Source organism: Rhodococcus indonesiensis, assembly GCF_047782815.1.
GTDB lineage: Bacteria > Actinomycetota > Actinomycetes > Mycobacteriales > Mycobacteriaceae > Rhodococcus > Rhodococcus indonesiensis.
Genome location: NZ_CP180630.1, coordinates 3,320,310 through 3,335,249, shown reverse-complemented (window position 1 = coordinate 3,335,249; position 14,940 = coordinate 3,320,310). Strand labels below are relative to the sequence as shown.

The 14,940-nt window shown below is 71.5% G+C and carries 14 protein-coding genes; 8 read left to right on the top strand and 6 right to left on the bottom strand.

The window, feature by feature from the left end; translation table 11 throughout:
* The first annotated feature begins 79 nt into the window (after window positions 1-79).
* Genes ACM26Y_RS15350 through holA form a run of 3 tightly spaced genes read left to right on the top strand, consistent with a single transcriptional unit; the run spans window position 80 to window position 3,395 of the window.
* Window positions 80-895 carry a helix-hairpin-helix domain-containing protein gene (locus ACM26Y_RS15350; protein WP_416061302.1) on the top strand — a complete coding sequence of 272 codons (816 nt, stop codon included), beginning with the start codon at window positions 80-82 and terminating at the stop codon, window positions 893-895.
* Window positions 892-2,430, top strand: a complete 1,539-nt coding sequence (locus tag ACM26Y_RS15345) for a ComEC/Rec2 family competence protein (protein ID WP_416061301.1) — start codon at window positions 892-894, stop codon at window positions 2,428-2,430. The genes ACM26Y_RS15350 and ACM26Y_RS15345 overlap by 4 nt, the downstream gene beginning before the upstream one ends.
* Complete coding sequence (holA, locus tag ACM26Y_RS15340) at window positions 2,427-3,395, top strand: DNA polymerase III subunit delta (RefSeq protein ID WP_416061300.1); 969 nt, start codon at window positions 2,427-2,429, stop codon at window positions 3,393-3,395. Before ACM26Y_RS15345 ends, holA begins: the two co-directional genes overlap by 4 nt.
* A 60-nt stretch (window positions 3,396-3,455) precedes the next feature.
* Here holA and rpsT read toward each other — a convergent pair whose 3' ends face one another.
* Window positions 3,456-3,716, bottom strand: a complete 261-nt coding sequence (gene rpsT / locus ACM26Y_RS15335) for a 30S ribosomal protein S20 (RefSeq protein WP_003937021.1) — start codon at window positions 3,714-3,716, stop codon at window positions 3,456-3,458.
* A 343-nt stretch (window positions 3,717-4,059) separates the two neighbouring features.
* On the opposite strand from rpsT, the gene ACM26Y_RS15330 reads away from it, so the two are divergent.
* Complete coding sequence (locus ACM26Y_RS15330) at window positions 4,060-4,941, top strand: aquaporin (RefSeq protein ID WP_416061299.1); 882 nt, start codon at window positions 4,060-4,062, stop codon at window positions 4,939-4,941.
* 68 nt (window positions 4,942-5,009) lie between these two features.
* Here the strand turns inward: ACM26Y_RS15330 and ACM26Y_RS15325 are convergent, their stop codons facing one another.
* The gene (locus tag ACM26Y_RS15325) at window positions 5,010-5,579 is read right to left on the bottom strand and encodes a type II toxin-antitoxin system PemK/MazF family toxin (RefSeq protein ID WP_054373732.1); all 570 of its coding nucleotides are present in this window, start codon (window positions 5,577-5,579) and stop codon (window positions 5,010-5,012) included.
* 187 nt (window positions 5,580-5,766) lie between these two features.
* Here ACM26Y_RS15325 and lepA point away from each other — a divergent pair, with 187 nt between their 5' ends.
* On the top strand, window positions 5,767-7,554 hold the full coding sequence (gene lepA, locus ACM26Y_RS15320) for a translation elongation factor 4 (RefSeq protein WP_235157362.1): 1,788 nt from the start codon (window positions 5,767-5,769) through the stop codon (window positions 7,552-7,554).
* A 6-nt stretch (window positions 7,555-7,560) separates the two neighbouring features.
* Window positions 7,561-8,493, top strand: coding sequence for an NAD(P)H-dependent flavin oxidoreductase (locus ACM26Y_RS15315; RefSeq protein WP_003937025.1), 933 nt, complete (start codon window positions 7,561-7,563; stop codon window positions 8,491-8,493).
* A gap of 4 nt (window positions 8,494-8,497) precedes the next feature.
* Here the strand turns inward: ACM26Y_RS15315 and ACM26Y_RS15310 are convergent, their stop codons facing one another.
* Window positions 8,498-10,456, bottom strand: coding sequence for a glycoside hydrolase family 15 protein (locus ACM26Y_RS15310; protein ID WP_003937026.1), 1,959 nt, complete (start codon window positions 10,454-10,456; stop codon window positions 8,498-8,500).
* 64 nt (window positions 10,457-10,520) lie between these two features.
* Between ACM26Y_RS15310 and ACM26Y_RS15305 the strand changes: the two genes are divergently transcribed.
* Both ACM26Y_RS15305 and ACM26Y_RS15300 read left to right on the top strand, forming a co-directional pair.
* Entirely contained in the window at window positions 10,521-10,727 is a 207-nt protein-coding gene (locus tag ACM26Y_RS15305) for a hypothetical protein (protein WP_003937027.1), read from the top strand.
* Window positions 10,728-10,825: 98 nt separating this feature from the next.
* Window positions 10,826-11,845, top strand: a complete 1,020-nt coding sequence (locus ACM26Y_RS15300; RefSeq protein ID WP_416061298.1) for an extracellular solute-binding protein — start codon at window positions 10,826-10,828, stop codon at window positions 11,843-11,845.
* 65 nt (window positions 11,846-11,910) lie between these two features.
* Here the strand turns inward: ACM26Y_RS15300 and ACM26Y_RS15295 are convergent, their stop codons facing one another.
* The 3 genes from ACM26Y_RS15295 to ACM26Y_RS15285 form a co-directional block, all read right to left on the bottom strand.
* Window positions 11,911-12,792, bottom strand: a complete 882-nt coding sequence (locus tag ACM26Y_RS15295; RefSeq protein ID WP_003937029.1) for a universal stress protein — start codon at window positions 12,790-12,792, stop codon at window positions 11,911-11,913.
* 72 nt (window positions 12,793-12,864) lie between these two features.
* Entirely contained in the window at window positions 12,865-13,620 is a 756-nt protein-coding gene (locus ACM26Y_RS15290; RefSeq protein WP_289380813.1) for a sirohydrochlorin chelatase, read from the bottom strand.
* Window positions 13,617-14,939, bottom strand: a complete 1,323-nt coding sequence (locus tag ACM26Y_RS15285) for a sulfate adenylyltransferase subunit 1 (protein WP_416061297.1) — start codon at window positions 14,937-14,939, stop codon at window positions 13,617-13,619. Before ACM26Y_RS15285 ends, ACM26Y_RS15290 begins: the two co-directional genes overlap by 4 nt.
* Window position 14,940 lies beyond the last annotated feature (1 nt).

The window sequence follows — 14,940 nt, the reverse complement described above, 5'->3', positions numbered from 1 at the left end:
GCGGACAGTTCATCCACAGATTCGACGGCTCGTCCCAGCCGTCGCGGTGACAGCGGTCCTGTCCGGTTAGCGTCGCGCCATGGGCAGCAGCGACGAGCACGACCTCGTGCGCAGCCGGCTCGACGCGATCGCCCGGTCCACCGGCGACCGTCCCCCGGCGGCGCCGACGGTCCCGGCGGACGACGACCCGTACCCGTGGTACGACACGGCCGGAACCGCCGATCCACCGGGTCCGATCGAGCGGTTGCGCGCGGCCCGCTGGCAGACCGGCCGCCGCGGGACCGGGGCCCTGGCGGTGGTCGGTGTCGTGGTCGTGCTCGTCACCCTCGTCGTGACCTGGCGCGATCGTCCCGTCGCGGAACCGGTCCCGCCGCTGCCGGCGGTGGAGGTCGCAGCACCGACGGCGGATCCCGTCGGGCCACAGCAGGACTCGGCGCCGGAAGAGGTGGTGGTCAGTGTCGTGGGCCTGGTGGGCAAGCCTGGCCTCGTGCGAATTGCGCCCGGCTCGAGGGTTGCCGATGCCCTCACCGCCGCGGGCGGCGCCCTCGAGGGGGCGGACCTGACGGGCTTGAATCTGGCGCAACGGCTCGCGGACGGCGACCAGATCATGGTCGGCACCCTGCCGCCGGTCCCGCCGGTGAGCGGAATCTCCGGCGCCGCAGGTGCGGGCGAAACCGGAGTGTCCGGCGCACCCGAGACAGGGGGACCGGTGAACCTCAACACCGCCGACGAGGCGGCCCTCGATGCGCTGCCCGGCGTCGGTCCCGTGACCGCCGCCGCGATAGTCGCGTGGCGCCGGGACAACGGTCCGTTCACCGACGTCGAACAACTCGCCGAGGTAGACGGGATCGGCCCCGCTCGGCTGGCGCGCCTGCGAACGCTGGTGACGGTATGACCGAAGCCGGCTGTGACGACGCACGCCTGGTGCCGGCCGCGGTCGCGGCGTGGGCCGCAACCACGCTCGGGTTGCACGCCGGCTGGCAGGTCGCGCTGGGGCTGGCGGCGATCGCCGCCCTGTGCGCGGCGGCGACGGTCGTGGCAAGACGCCGACGGCGGTTTCGCGCCGCGGCCGCGCCACTGCTCGCGACTCTCGTCGTCGCCGCCGGGTTCTCTGCGGCAGTCGCGCTTCGGATGTGGGCGGTCGAGACGCATCCGGTCGCCGCGGCGGCCGCGCGCGAGGGCTGGGCCACGCTGGTGGTCGAACCGACGGAGGATCCGAAGAGATTGGGGGACAGTGTCTTCGGAGGAGATCAGGTGCTGGTCCCGGCGAGGCTGCACCGCGCCGAGCTGGGTGCCGGCCGGTACACCGGCGGCGGTGCCGTCGTGGTGTTCGCCCCCGCAGACGCGTGGGCGGAACTGCTGCCGGGGCAGCGGGTGACCCTGCGCGGGCGGCTCGCCGACCCGGACAGCGCGGACCTGACGGTGGCCGTGGTCCGAGCCGACGGCCCACCCCGATCGGTGCAGGCGCCGTCGCGGGTGCAGCAGGAGGCAGGACGGATCCGCGAGCGTCTCGCCTCGGCGTCGGGGGCGGTGCTCCCGCCCGCTGCGGCCGGGCTCCTGCCGGGTCTCGTCGTCGGCGACACCTCACAGCTGCCCGACGGCGTCCGGGAGAGTTTCCGGGTCGCGGGCCTGACCCACCTGACCGCGGTGTCCGGCGCCAACGTCAGCATCGTTCTCGGCGCGGTGCTGCTCGCCGTGCGGGGACTCGGCCTCGGTCCCCGCACGGGCGTCGCGCTCGCGGCTGTCGCGCTGGTGGCGTTCGTCGTCGTCGTGCGCCCGTCGCCGAGCGTGCTGCGTGCCGCCGCGATGGGTGCGATCGGATTGCTGGCGCTCGTGACGAGCCGGCGACGGAACGGGCTGCCCGCCCTGGCGGCCACGGTCGGGGTGCTGCTCGTCGCCGCACCCGAACTCGCGACGGACACCGGGTTCGCCCTGTCGGTCGCGGCCACGGCCGGCCTGGTATTGGTGGCGCCGGTCTGGGTGACCCGGCTGCGGGCCCGCGGGTGGCCCCGCGCGGTGGCCGAGGTATTCGCCGTATCGGCGGCCGCATTCGTCGTGACCGCACCGATCGTCGCCGCGCTGTCCGGCACCGTCAGCGTCGTGGCGATCGCGGCCAACATCCTCGTCGCACCGGTAATTCCGCCGTTGACCGTGCTCGGTACGACCGTCGCGGCGGTCTCCGCGGTGTCGCCGGCCGCGGCGGAGCTGCTCGCTCGTGGGACCGCGCCCATGCTGTGGTGGATCCTCGAAGTGGCGGCGCGTGCCGCTGCCCTGCCCCTGGCCGAGGTGCCCGTCCCGGCGGGCGTGGGCGGAGCGGTCGCCGTCGTCGGCGGGCTCGTCGCTGCCGGCTACCTGCCGCGGCTACGGCGCGGACGCCCGGCCGGGGCACCGACGGTGATGTCCGAAGGGCGTGGCACGATCGATCGGTGACCAACCCGCAGTTGCATCTCGTGCTCGGTGACGAAGACCTTCTCGTCGAACGGGCCGTCGCGCGGATCGTCGGTGCCGTCCGGGAGCGGACGGGGGCGGGAGCCGAGCTGCCCGTCTCGCGGCTGCGCGCCGGGGACGCCGGCGCCGCCGAACTCGCCGAGCTGCTGAGCCCGTCGTTGTTCGCCGAGGACCGGGTGGTCGTCCTCGAATCCGCCGCGGAGGCCGGCAAGGACGCCGTCGCACTGATCGTCGACGCAGCGACCGACCCACCCGAGGGGGTGGCCCTCGTCGTCCTGCACAGCGGCGGCGGCCGCGCGAAAGCCATGGTGGGCGAACTGCAGAAGTGCGGCGCCGAGACCCACGAGTGCGCCAGGATCACCAAGGTGGCCGAGCGGGTGGACTTCGTGCGGACCGAGTTCCGCACGGCCGGCGTTCGGGTCGCTCCGGAGGTCGTGCAGGCCGTGATCGACGCCGTGGGCTCCGACCTACGAGAGCTGGCGGCGGCGTGCAGCCAGCTCGTCGCCGACACGGGCGGCAAGATCGATGCCGCCGCCGTGCAGCGCTACTACTCCGGCAAGGCCGAGGTCACGGGGTTCGAGGTGGCAGAGAAGGCCGTCGCGGGTGACGAAGCCGGGGCGCTGGAATCGCTGCGGTGGGCGACGCATCGTGGCGTCGCGCACGTCCTGCTCGCCGATGCTCTCGCCGACGCCGTCCACACGATCGCGCGCGTCGGCTCGGCCGGGCGTGGCGACCCGTTCAAGATGGCGTCCGAACTCGGCATGCCGCCCTGGAAGGTGAAGAAGGCCCAGACGCAGGCACGCGCGTGGGATCCGGGATCGATCGGGACGGCGCTGCGGGTGGTGGCCGACCTCAACGCCGACGTCAAAGGCGCGGCGGCGGACGCCGACTACGCGGTCGAGCGTGCTGTGCGCCGTGTCGCCGGGCTGGCCGGCCGGAGCCGTTAGACGACGGAGCCGCCCGGTCCGAGGACCGGGCGGCTTCCGGAGCAGAGCTTGCGTTCTACCTCAGAGTCCGTTGGCGACCTTGGCCAGAGCGGACTTCTTGTTGGCGGCCTGGTTGGCGTGGATCACGCCCTTGCTGGCTGCCTTGTCGAGCTTGCGGCTGGTGGAGACGAGGAGCTCGGTGGCCTTGTCCTTGTCACCGGCGGCCGCGGCCTCGCGGAAGGAACGGATCGCCGTGCGCAGCGAGGACTTGACCGACTGGTTGCGGAGTCGGTTGCGCTCGTTGGTGCGGATCCGCTTCACCTGGGACTTGATGTTGGCCACGCGTAAAATCCTGTCGTCTTGCTGGTAGTTGGTCGGAAAGCTCTGGGCGCACTACGGCACCGACGGACCACGATACCAGCGGCCCGGCGGAACCCCAAACCAGGTGTCCGGGACCGTACACCGGGTGTCTTTGCGCTCACTGCCTGCCGCCCCTGCCGGAAACGGTCCTCGGCGTCACCGGAAGTTGTTGTGGACGTCACCCGGCTTGCGTAGTGTCCGCTGTGTTCTGTTGCGGTAGTGCTGTGCGGCCGGTGGGCCCCTCTTCGACCCGCGGTGTTCGCCAGTGCGGATGTTCGACACATCGGATCCGGTCCTCCGGGATCGCACGACGCGAGGTGGGCGCATGACGAACGAACACGAGACGGGCGGCAAGGACCGGGCGGAAGACCGGACGGCGGACCTTGCACCCGGCGCGGCCGAACACGAGACCGCGCTCGAAGCCGTCGAGAAGGAAGAATTCTCGGACGCGAAGAAGTACGCAGCGGAGGCGATCGGCACGTTCGTGCTCGTGTTCTCCGCGGTCGGCACGGCGGTCTTCGCCGGAAGCAAGGTCGGCAATCTGGGCGTCGCACTGGCGTTCGGGCTGACCCTGCTCTTCCTCGTCTACGCCATCGGGCCGATCTCCGGTTGTCACGTGAACCCGGCGGTGACGGTCGGTCAGCTCGCGATCGGTCGGGTCACGGCCAAGCGGGCGGTGTTCTACATCGTGGCCCAGGTCTTCGGCGGGCTCGTCGCGGGCGTGACGATCTACTCGGTGGCGCAGTCGCTGCCGACCTACGACCGGGCCGTGCAGGGGCTCGGCGCCAACGGTTGGGGACCGCACAGCCCGTCGGCGGTGGAGGGCCCGCTCGGTGGGGTGCTCATCGACGGTTACGGCATCGGGGCGACCATGATCGTGGAGGTGCTGCTGACCGCGCTCCTGGTGTTCGTCGTGCTCGCCGCGACGGACCAGGCGTCGGACGTGCTGCTGGCCGGGGTGTCGATCGGCTTCACCCTGGCGGTGATCCACCTGGTCGCGATCCCGATCGACAACACCTCGGTCAACCCGGCGCGGAGCATCGCGGTCGCTCCGTACCAGGACGGCGCGCTCGCGCAGCTCTGGCTGTTCATCCTGTTCCCGCTGATCGGCGGCGCCCTCGGTGCGCTCGTCTACCGCTCGCTGTTCGGCCGGTTCGCCGGACTGCGGCCGTCCATGACGCCGCCCGCAGGCGTCCGCCGGCGGTGACGGGACGACCGGCTACCGCCGGCGGTGACGGGACGACCGGCGATCGCCGGCGGTGACGGGACGCGCAGCTACCGCCAGCCGTAGTCGGCGCGCAGGCGCGCAGCGACCTGCTCGAACCGGGACCGGTCGAGCACCGCGCCTTCGCGCCGGATGCCGTCCTCGGGTACGTCGAGCACGCGGTCCAGACGGACCCAGCTGGGCCGGTTGCCGGCGTCCCAGCTGCCGTTACCCAGCGCCAGCCAGTCCCGGTGACCGTCCCGGTCGTCGTTCGACGACAGCATGAGGCCGAGCAGGGTTCCGCCGTTGCGTCCGACGACGAGCACGGGCCGGTCCTTGCCCTGGGTCGCGTCCTCCTCGTAGGCCACCCACGTCCACACGATCTCGCCCGGGTCGGCGCGGCCGTCGAGGTCGGGGGAGTACGAGATCTGCCGGGCGCGCTGCGCGGTGGGGGCGGTACGGGAGGCCACCGGACGGCCCGGCTTCGGGGCCGGCCGGGCGGCGTCGGCTGTCCCGGAGCCGAGGGCGGTCCGGGCCCGGTCGAGGGCGCCGGAGCGCTGCATCTGCTCGAGCAGCCGCGGCCCCTGCTCGACCGCGATCCGTCCCAGTTGTCTGCCGAGTTTCTTCCATGTGCCAGCCACGTCGGCGAGCTTAGCGGCGCCCGCTGCCGTACAGGTGCGGCCGCGGGACCGGACCCGGCGCGACTTGGATATTCTGCAGGGGTGACCGCGGCCCGCCAGGGCTGCTGCCCGTCCGAGTCAGGAGCCCGACATCAGCACCTTCGCCGACACCACGTTCACGGACCCCGCGAAGATCCGGAACTTCTGCATCATCGCGCACATCGACCACGGCAAGTCGACGCTCGCGGACCGCATGCTGCAGCTCACCGGTGTGGTCGAGGAGCGCCAGATGCGTGCTCAGTACCTCGACCGGATGGACATCGAGCGCGAGCGCGGGATCACCATCAAGGCCCAGAACGTGCGGCTGCCGTGGCAGGTCGAGGGCGAGGACTACGTCATGCACCTCATCGACACGCCCGGGCACGTCGACTTCACCTACGAGGTCTCCCGTGCGCTCGAGGCGTGTGAGGGCGCGGTGCTCCTCGTCGATGCCGCCCAGGGCATCGAGGCGCAGACCCTCGCCAACCTCTACCTCGCTCTCGACAAGGACCTGACGATCATCCCGGTCCTGAACAAGATCGACCTGCCCGCGGCCGACCCGGACCGCTACGCCGCCGAGATCGCGCACATCGTCGGCTGCGAGCCCGACGACGTGCTGCGGGTGTCCGGCAAGACCGGGGTGGGCGTGCGGGAGCTGCTCGACGAGGTGATCCGGCAGGTGCCGCCGCCGGTCGGCGACCCCGACGCGCCCGCCCGCGCGATGATCTTCGACTCGGTGTACGACACCTACCGTGGCGTCGTCACGTACGTGCGCGTGGTCGACGGCAAGATCGTGCCGCGCGAGAAGATCAAGATGATGTCCACCGGCGCCACCCACGAGCTGCTCGAGGTGGGCATCGTCTCGCCCGAGCCGAAGGCCACCGCCGGGCTCGGGGTCGGCGAGGTCGGGTATCTCATCACCGGCGTGAAGGACGTGCGTCAGTCGAAGGTCGGTGACACCGTCACCTCGGCGCGGGGCGGTGCCGCCGAACCCCTCACCGGTTACCGGGAACCCCGCCCGATGGTCTACTCCGGCCTGTATCCGGTCGACGGGTCGGACTATCCCGTCCTGCGCGATGCCCTCGACAAGCTGCAGCTCAACGACGCCGCGCTCACCTACGAACCCGAGACGTCGGTGGCCCTCGGCTTCGGGTTCCGGTGCGGCTTCCTCGGCCTGCTGCACATGGAGATCACCCGGGAACGACTCGAGCGCGAGTTCGGCCTGGACCTGATCTCCACCGCCCCCAACGTGGTCTACCGCGTGGTCCTCGAAGGCGGGCAGGAGCACATCGTCACCAACCCGTCGGACTGGCCCGAAGGCAAGGCCCGCGCGATCTACGAGCCGATCGTCAAGTGCACGATCATCTCCCCGAGCGAGTTCATCGGTTCGATCATGGAGCTGTGCCAGTCGCGGCGTGGCGAACTCGGCGGCATGGACTACCTGTCCGAGACCCGGGTCGAGCTGCGCTACACCCTGCCGATGGCCGAGATCATCTTCGACTTCTTCGACTCGCTGAAGTCCCGCACCCGCGGCTACGCCAGCCTCGACTACGAGGAGGCCGGGGAGCAGGAGGCCGCACTGGTGAAGGTGGACATCCTGTTGCAGGGCGAGGCCGTCGACGCGTTCAGCGCGATCGTGCACAAGGACGCGGCCGCCGCGTACGGCAACAAGATGACCACCAAGCTCAAGGAGCTGATCCCGCGGCAGCAGTTCGAGGTGCCGGTGCAGGCGGCGATCGGATCGAAGATCATCGCCCGGGAGAATATCCGTGCGATCCGCAAGGACGTGCTCGCCAAGTGCTACGGCGGCGACATCAGCCGCAAGCGCAAGCTGCTCGAGAAGCAGAAGGAAGGCAAGAAGCGGATGAAGACGATCGGCCGGGTGGACGTCCCGCAGGAGGCGTTCGTGGCCGCGCTCTCGTCCGAGGCGTCCTCGGACAAGCCGAAGGGGAAGTAGTCCACCGTGCTCGAGACCTGGCTCACCCGCACCCTGGGCATCACCGTCCCGCTGCTCGGCGCCCCCATGGGCGGCCGCGCCGGCGGCCGCCTGGCCGGGGAGGTGACCCGGGCCGGCGGGCTCGGCCTGATCGGGGCCGCGCGCTACAACACCCCGGAGTGGCTGGCCGCCGAGTCGGCGGTGGCGCGCGAACTCGGCGGTGGACCGCTCGGTTTCGGGCTGATGACCTGGTCGCTCGCCGACGACGACAGTCTGCTCGACGCGGTGCTGGCCGAACGGCCCCGCGTGGTGTCGCTGTCGTTCGGCGACCCGGCTCCTTATGTGCCGCGCGTGCGGGCAGCCGGTGCCGTCGTGATCTCGCAGATCAACACGATCGAGGACCTGCGGGTCGTCGAGGCCGCGGGGGTCGACGCCGTCGTCGCCCAGGGACACGAGGCCGGCGGTCACACCGGGCACATCGGGACCCTGCCGCTCCTGCAGGAGGTGCTCGAGTCGACGTCGCTTCCGGTGCTCGCCGCGGGCGGCATCGCGTCCGGGCGGGGACTGGCAGCGGTGCTCGCGGCCGGTGCGGAGGGCGCGCTCGTCGGCACGGCGTTGCTGGCGAGTCCCGAGACGGTGGGTCCGGAGTACGCCCGGGACCGGCTCGTCGCGGCGAGCAGCAGCGACACCGTCTACACGGACGTCTTCGACCGGGCCCGGCATCAGCCCTGGCCGGCGCGATGGGGTGGCCGGGCCCTGACGAACGACTACACCGCCGAATGGCACGGGCGTGGCGCCGACGAGGAGACCCTCGCCGCCGCGTACGACGGGACCGACCCCCGGCGGGGTGTGGTCTACGCCGGGGAGGCCGCCGGACTCGTGCGGGAACAGCGGCCCGCCGGCGAGATCGTCCGGGACATCGCCGATCGCGCGGAAGAACTGTTGCGCCGGTCCTGGTAGCGGGTCACGGCGCCCGGCGCGCGGGCTGGAACTCCCCGGCCGCGATCTGCTCCTCCGCCCGGATCACGTGCACGACCGCATTGATCTGGGCCAGGTGGGTGAACGCCTGGGGGAAGTTGCCCAGGTGCCGGCCCGAGCGCGGGTCGATCTCCTCGGCGTAGAGCTTGAGGGGGCTGGCGAAGCCGAGCAGACGTTCGCACAGTGTGCGCGCCCGCTCCACCTCGCCGATTTCCACCAGGGCGGAGACCAGCCAGAACGAGCAGATCGTGAAGGTGCCCTCCTCGCCGGTCAGTCCGTCGTCGGTCGAGTCCACGCGGTAGCGCAGGACCAGTCCGTCCTCGGTCAGTTCGTCCTCGATCGCCAGGACCGTCGCCCGCACCCGCGGATCGTCGGCCGGCAGGAACCGCAGCAGCACCACCAGCAGTGCGGAGGCGTCCAGGGAGGGGTGACCGTAGCGCTGGGTGAACACCCCGCGCTCGTCGACGCCGTGCTCGAGGATGTCCGCCTTGATTTCGTCCGCGACGGCCTCCCACCGCACCGCGTAGTCGGGACGGCCGTGCGTGCGCGCCAGCCGTGCGCCCCGGTCGAGCGCGACCCAGCACATCACCTTGGACGAGGTGAAGTGCTGGGGCTCACCGCGCACCTCCCAGATCCCGCGATCGGGCAGGCTCCAGTGCTGCTCGGCCTGCCCGACGAGACGTTTCACGGCCGGCCAGAAGGACTGGGGCATGTGCCGGCGGGTCCGCGCGTGCAGATATACCGAATCCAGCATCGCACCCCAGATATCGTGCTGCACTTGATGATACGCATCGTTGCCGATCCGCACCGGACGCGCTCCGTCGTAGCCGCACAGGTGCTCGAGTTGCGATTCGGTGAGCACCCGCTCGCCGCCCACGCCGTACATGACCTGCAGCGGCTGCAACTTGCCGTCCTCGCTGCGGGACGCGTCGGAGATGAAGGCGAAGAACGCGTCGGCCTCCCGGTCGAGCCCGAGGGTGTACAGACCCCACAGCGCGAACGTCGAATCGCGCACCCACGCGTAGCGGTAGTCCCAATTTCTTTCTCCGCCAGGTGTTTCCGGGAGAGATGTGGTGGCTGCGGCCAGCAGTGCCCCGGTGGGGGCGTACGTCAGCCCCTTGAGGGTCAGTGCGCTGCGCTGCAGGTAGCTGCGCCAGGGGTGATCGGGGAAACGACCGGTGGTGATCCACTCCCGCCAGAAGTCCGCCGTCTCGGCCATCTTCGCGGCGGCCTCCTCGAACGTTCCCGGACACGGCACGTCCGACCACGACAGGGCGACGAACGCCGTGTCACCTTTGCTCATCCGGGTTCGTGCCCGCGCCTCGCCGTCCTCGAGGCCGAGCCGGAGATCGGTGGTGAGCCGCAGTTCGGGGTGCTCTCCGGGTTCGCCGGCGGTGCAGTACGCCGTGGCCTCCTCGTACACCTTGCCCGTGTACTCCCAGCGCGCCGGAGCGCGATGGTAGTCGAACGCGGGGGCGCAACTGACCTCGAGTTCCACGGTGCCGCTCACGCAGCGGACCGTGCGCAGCAACATGTGCTCGGCGTCCCAGTCCGTCGGCGTCCGCGTGTGGGTCCGCGACCGCTCCTGGACGGCATGCCACGGCGCCATCACCAGCGCGTCGCGCACCACGATCCAGCCCGTCTCGGTCTGCCACGTGGTCTCGAGGATCAGTCCGCCGGGCAGGTACCGGCGTGCCGCCGGGACGGTGCGGTCGTGCGGGCCGATGCGGAAGTAGCCGGCACTGCGGTCGAGGATCGCCCCGAACACGCTCGGCGAGTCCGGCCGGGGCAGGCACATCCATTCGACTGCCCCGTTGCGGGCGATGAGGCAGGTCGTTTCGCAGTCCGACAGGAACGCATAGTCGTCGATCGGCGGGTAGGGGCTCCGGTGTGGGGGGTGCGAATGCGCGGAGGAGAGGCCCGATCCTTCAAACGTCTGTGCCATCACCTCATGATCCCGGCACCCGGCCCTCGGCGTCCACCGAACGAGCGCCGACTAGGGTGGGGGCGTGGATCGGGTGGCTTCGTGGTGGGACGGCTTCGAGTTGTGGTTGGCCGGCCTCCCGTTCGTCCCGCAGGTCGCGCTGGTGCTGGGTGTCGTGGTGCCGGTGTGCGCCGGCGTGGCCTGGTTGCTCGACCGTGCCCTCGCGGGCGTCCTCGCGGCCGTCGGACGCAGGGAGCCGGCCGCGTCCGAACCGAAGACGGAGGATCGCTGACATGCCGCGCTCACGCGTGACCCTCGCCCTGGCCGCCCTGCTCGTTCTCGTCGTCGTGGCCTGGCTGCTGACTCGTTGATCCGCGCCGGAGGTATGTCGTGAGATTCCGTCCGAGCCGGCACCTCGTCGCGCTCGCTGCCGCCGCCGCGCTCACGGCGTGCTCGGCCGGTGACGGGCAGCGGGACGACGACGATGCTGCGGCCGGCTCCGGCCCCACCGTCGACCTGTCCGCAGCCGAGGGCGCCAGGGCGGCGCTGGACGAGGTCATCGCCGCGTTCGGCACCACCGAAGCCGGCGAGGACGTCCGTTTCGACGTCACGTCCGGTCCGTCCGCGCAGCAGGCTGCCGCCGTCGTCGGCGGCGCCTCGGCCGATTTCGTCACCTTCGCCTCGGTGCCGGACCTGTCCGGGCTCGTCGACGCCGGATTGGTCGACCCGGACTGGAACGCGGGGGTGTACCGGGGGATCCCGTACGGATCCGTCGTGACGATGCTCGTGCGGGAGGGCAATCCCTGGGGCGTGACGGACTGGGACGACCTGCTCGCTCCGGGCCTCGAGGTGGTCACGCCCGACCCGACGGCCTCCGGGGCGGGCGAGCTCAACCTGCTCGCCGCCTACGCCGCGACGAGCAACGGCGGTGCCGACCCGCAGGCGGGCCGGGACTACCTCGCGGCGCTCGTCGGTGACCACATCGAGTCCTCGCCCGCGAGCCCCGAAGAGGCCGTGGAGGTGTTCGTGCAGGGTGCCGGGGACGTGCTGCTCCTGTCGGAACGCGACGCGGTCCGGCTCGAGCGCGACGGCGCCGCGGTCCGGCGCGTGCCCCTGGCCACCACCCTCCGGATCGACAGTCCCGCCGTGGTGATCGACAACGCGCCCGACGTGGTGGCCGCCCAGGAGTTCAACGACTTCCTCTACACCGCGCAGGCACAGAGGATCTGGGCCTCAGCCGGATTCCGGCCGGCCGACCCGGGCGTCGCACGGGAGTTCGCCGACGACTTCCCGGCTCCCGAAACGCTGTGGACCGTCGACGATCTCGGTGGCTGGAGTGCGGTCGAGGCCGAGCTGTTCCGGCCCGGCACCGGCAGCATCGCCGTGATCTACGCCGAGGCGACACGGTAGGAGGGCGCCGACTTACGGTCGCGTTCGAAATGCCCTGCGTGAACCGGGATTCGCGGGTCCGGGTGTCATTGTCGGCAGATGAGCACCGGGCAGCGGGAATGGTGGAGCAGCCCCTGACCGGTGGAGCCGAGGAGGGCCGACGCGATCGTGCTGCGACCGTGACTGCCCACCGCGACGAGTTGCGCGTCGACGGAACGCTCGATGAGGGCCACCATCGCGCCGCGGCGCTCGAGCTCCGGCCGCACCTCGACGTCGGGATACCGCTCGCGCCACCCGGCCAGGCTCTCCGCGAGGTCGGCCGCCTTCTGCTGCGCATACGTCGACCAGTCGACGAAGCGCGCGGACTCGTCGTAGCCGCGCAGTGTCGACTGTTCGGTCCACGCGTGCACCGCGATCAACGGCACGCCGAGGAAGGAGGCGAACTCGAACGCGTGCTCGATGGCGGCGGTGCTCAACGCGCTGCCGTCGACACCGACGACGACCGGCCGTGTGTCCACCTCCTCGTGGTCGTCTTCGCCCCGCCACGCCACGACCGGGCAGCGGGCATGGTTGGCGACGCGGACGACGTCGGAGCCGGCGAACATCGAGCGCAGTTCCCCCGTCGTGGTTCGTCCGACCACCAGCAGACGGGCCGTATTCGACAGTTCGACGAGCGTCTTCGCCGGGGGACCCGGTCGGCTGCTGCATTCGACCTCGACGTCCGCACGACCGTCGAGCGCCGCGCGGCGGGCACGTTCGAGCAGCCGTTCGCTGTCGGCCTGCAGGAGCTTGGCGAATTCCTCCCTGGATCTGCCGGTTGCGCTCGGCGCATCGGGGAGCACGTTGACCAGGTGCAACGGCTCACCGAAGATCCGGGCGGCGGACGCGGCCCAGTGCGCCGCGGAGAACGAGCCGTCCGAACCGTCGACCCCGACGACGATCCCGTGCCGAATCGGTGCTGTGGCCATGACGATGCCTCCTTGCCTCGAGTCCAGTCTGTGCCGATACGACCGGAGTGCGCCAGAGGCAATCGGCGGATGTCAGGCGGTGTGACGCGATGCGGCCCCGGCGTGCACGAGCGACTGCCGGTAGCGTTCGTCGATCACGAACCCGACGGCAGGGGAGTCCGCGAGGGTGCCGGAACAGACGACCTCGGGGAACTCCGCCTGCGCGGCGGCGACGGCGCGGTCCCACAGCAGCCCGGGCGCGAGCATCCAGGGGGCGAGCACGAGCGTGGTGGCACCGGCGGCACGCAGGTCCGACAGGGCGTCGACGACGGTCGGTGCCGCGGCGGTGGCGAAGCACGTGCGGCCCCACCCCCACGCCGTGCCGCGCAGTAGACGCGGCGTGATCGCCGAGGTGGCGGCATTGGCGTCCCGGCGCCGGGATCCGACCGCGCACAGGGCGACGCCCACGGTCGGTTCCGTCGGGGAGACACCGGCTGCACCGATCGCCTCGCGGGCCGCCGCGACGAGGCGCTCGTCGGCGCCGAGGACGTCCGCCTGGACCACGTCGAGACGCGGATGCCGGACGCGGGCCTCGGCGAGGAGCGCGGGCAGATCCACCCGGGCGTGGAAGGCGCTGCCCAGCAGCAACGGAACCACCACGACGCGGCGGTGCCCCTCGGCGGCGACAGCATCGACGACCTGCCCCACCGAGGGCGTGTTCAGATCCAGGAACGCGAGCCGCACGTCCCGGTCCGGGTGGCGGTCCCGTAGCACCGCCAGCGCGGCAGCCATGGCACGCGCCGAGCGCGGGTCACGGCTGCCGTGCGCGACGGCGACGAGCGGGATCATGCGGGGACGCGGTCCCCGAGTTCGACCTCGGCGAGGCTGTTGCCGACCAGGCCCGCGGCGAGGGTGTTCCCGCCCGCGGGGTCGATCAGCAGGAAGCTGCCCGTGCGGCGGTTGACCTTGTAGTCGTCGGCCGCGATGGGTTCGGCGACCCGGACGGTGATGCGGGCGATCTCGTTGAGCTCGAGCGACTCCGGGGCGGGAACCGAGGTCAGGTTCTGCTCGTCGAAGCGCTCCTCGAGCGTCCCGACGATCGCCTGGGTCGTGCGGGTGCCGTGCTTGAGCAGCAACCGGGCGCCGGGTCGCAGCGGCTTCTCCGCCAGCCAGCACACCGTCGCCTCGAACTGATCGATCGGTTCCGGGGCGGCGGTCGGGGCGGCGATGACGTCCCCGCGGGAGACGTCGACGTCGTCCGCGAGAATCAGGGTGACGCTGCGGCCGGCATGGGCGAGAGCGAGCTCGCCGTCGGCGGTGTCGATCCGCTCGATCGTGGTCCGGGTGCCCGCGGGCAGGATCACGACCTCGTCGCCGGGCCGGACGCTGCCCGCCGCGATCTGCCCGGCGTAGCCGCGGTAGTCCGGGAAGTCGGCGGTGCGGGGCCGGATCACGTACTGCACCGGGAACCGCAGCCCGATCTCGTGGCGGCCGTGGACGTCGGCGTCGACCGGGACGGACTCGAGGTGCTCGATCAGGGTCGGGCCGTCGTAGTACGGCGTGTTCTCCGAACGGACCGCGACGTTGTCGCCGTGCAGGGCGGAGACCGGGATCTCCTGCACGTCCTCCGGCGACCAGCCGAGCGACCGGGTCAGCTCGTTGAACCGACCGCAGATGTCGGCGAACACGGCTGCCGGGTCGTCGACCAGATCGATCTTGTTGACCGCCAGCACGAGCTTGGGCACGCCGAGCAGCGCGAGCACGGCGGCGTGCTTGCGGGTCTGCGCGACCACGCCCTTGCGGGCGTCGACGAGCAGCACCACGAGCTGGGCGGTGGAGGCCCCCGAGACGGTGTTGCGGGTGTACTGCACGTGTCCCGGGGTGTCCGCCAGCACGAAGCTGCGCCGGGGAGTGGCGAAGTAGCGGTACGCGACGTCGATGGTGATGCCCTGTTCGCGCTCGGCGCGCAGGCCGTCGACGAGCAGCGACAGGTCGGGGGTGTCGAGACCCTTGTCGACCGAGGCGCGGGTGACCGCGTCGATCTGGTCGGCGAGCACGGACTTGGTGTCGTACAGGAGCCGGCCCACGAGGGTGGACTTGCCGTCGTCGACACTGCCGGCGGTGGCGAGCCGGAGCAGCTGGGTGCTGTGCACGGGGAGGTCGCTCATG

What these genes read in the sequence shown, in the direction of transcription:
- ACM26Y_RS15330 (WP_416061299.1), top strand. Translation starts at nt 4,060, where the DNA reads ATGACGAACGAACACGAGACGGGCGGCAAGGACCGGGCGGAAGACCGG.
- ACM26Y_RS15290 (WP_289380813.1), bottom strand. Translation starts at nt 13,620, where the DNA reads ATGATCCCGCTCGTCGCCGTCGCGCACGGCAGCCGTGACCCGCGCTCG.
- ACM26Y_RS15345 (WP_416061301.1), top strand. Translation starts at nt 892, where the DNA reads ATGACCGAAGCCGGCTGTGACGACGCACGCCTGGTGCCGGCCGCGGTC.
- ACM26Y_RS15285 (WP_416061297.1), bottom strand. Translation starts at nt 14,939, where the DNA reads ATGAGCGACCTCCCCGTGCACAGCACCCAGCTGCTCCGGCTCGCCACC.
- ACM26Y_RS15295 (WP_003937029.1), bottom strand. Translation starts at nt 12,792, where the DNA reads ATGGCCACAGCACCGATTCGGCACGGGATCGTCGTCGGGGTCGACGGT.
- ACM26Y_RS15350 (WP_416061302.1), top strand. Translation starts at nt 80, where the DNA reads ATGGGCAGCAGCGACGAGCACGACCTCGTGCGCAGCCGGCTCGACGCG.
- ACM26Y_RS15310 (WP_003937026.1), bottom strand. Translation starts at nt 10,456, where the DNA reads ATGGCACAGACGTTTGAAGGATCGGGCCTCTCCTCCGCGCATTCGCAC.